The sequence below is a fragment of the Brevirhabdus pacifica genome (assembly GCF_002797755.1).
Classification (GTDB): Bacteria; Pseudomonadota; Alphaproteobacteria; order Rhodobacterales; family Rhodobacteraceae; genus Brevirhabdus; species Brevirhabdus pacifica.
Genome location: NZ_PGFI01000007.1, coordinates 1 through 1,563, shown reverse-complemented (window position 1 = coordinate 1,563; position 1,563 = coordinate 1). Strand labels below are relative to the sequence as shown.

Annotated in this window: 1 protein-coding gene; it reads right to left on the bottom strand. The window is 56.5% G+C overall.

Features of this window, described 5'->3' with window-relative positions; translation table 11 throughout:
- Positions 1-377: 377 nt before the first annotated feature.
- Positions 378-1,409, bottom strand: a complete 1,032-nt coding sequence (locus CLV77_RS00165) for an IS110 family RNA-guided transposase (RefSeq protein ID WP_076981300.1) — start codon at positions 1,407-1,409, stop codon at positions 378-380.
- Positions 1,410-1,563 lie beyond the last annotated feature (154 nt).

Below are 1,563 nucleotides of genomic sequence, written 5' to 3'. Positions count from 1 at the left end.
CGCTTCCGTAATGGGGCGGGCCTCTGTCAAGGGTTTCGGGCAAGTCAAAAATCCCGGCGAAGACCTCATTCCTCACCAAGTTTAAGACACAAATTCAAAAGCTTACTTTTCCTTTTTCACTGCAACCGCACATCAGGACTGAGGGACATCCCCTACCCGGGCTTCGTTCTTCCGTCCGTAGTCAGCCTCATAGCTGCCACTCTATGCCTGGTCCAAATCTGGTCCTGGGTGCCTATCTTTCCCGCGTATTCAGCATTTGCTGATAACTTGCGGGCCTTCGGCATCTCCAGGAACCTCGTCCCGGCAAGGGACCTCGACGTACCTGTCATGAGGCGCAGCTCAACCCTCCGCTCTGAATTGTCCTTGAAGCTTCCCGCTCATGCAGTCGCGCCGGAGTTCTGCGTGTAGCGGAACGGCGTGCCGTCTATCCACATGCGGTGCAAGACGACGCCAATGCGTCGAGCAAGTGCAATCATGGCCCTCTTCGCTCCACGCCTGTGCGCTACTTTAAGTGCCCAAGATTGCAGCCAGTTCGGGGCACCACGGTGCATCAGGATCATCGCTGCCTGATACAACGCGGTTCGAAGCCCGCGATCACCGGCTCGCGTGATTTGTCCAACGATGTCCATCTCTCCGGATTGCGTGCGCCTCGGCGTAAGCCCCGCCCACGGTCCGACATCCTTCGACCGCGCAAAGCGAGTCGGATCATCAATCGCGGATTTGACTGTCAGGGCGACGATCGGACCGACACCCGGCATCGTCATCATCAAACGGCAAACATCGTCGTGTTTTGCCAGACCCGCGATTTTGGCATCCAAGTCAGCCAACTCGGCGCGCAACTGGGAACGCGCGCGCAGAAGAGCCTCAGTCGACGCGGACAGGATCTCATTCTGCTCAACCAGTTCCCTCACCCGGGTCTCGTACCTAATCCGGGTGACATGCCCCAGCTTCATGCCAAAGTTTCGCAGAACACCTCGCATCGAAAGCTCAAGGTTGATGATGGCCTGCTGAACTGACTTGCGCGCCGTCAGCAACGCGCGGATTTCCTGGGAGGACACAGATTTGCGGTGCACGGGCCTGTACCATCCCATTTGAAGCAAGCGCGCAATGCCCTGGGCATCGCGCCTGTCGGTCTTGATCGGCATGGCTTTCAAGGCTGCCTTCACCAACCGTGTTTCCATCATGACCACGTCAAAGCCAGCTTCTTCCATCCCCTTGCTCAGCCATTGGGACAAAGGTCCGGCTTCGAGCCCGATCGCATCGATCGAATATGACAATGACGCTATTGCACGTACCAATGCCTCAGGCTCGCTCTCCGCCTGTAATTCGTCAACAATCCTCCCCTGTGGCCCCAGCACACAAATCGCCGTGCTTGCCAGAGATACATCCAATCCGATAAATACATTCATGTCGTTGCCCTTCTATTCTTAGGAATTGAGGCGCATGGAAACATACGACCTCGTAGACGCGCTGCAGGCGCATCAAGGGCAACGGCACTTCAGATCATACTGACAAACAAGCGAAACCTGTCCGATTCGCCGAAAGCCCCATTACGGCATCTTT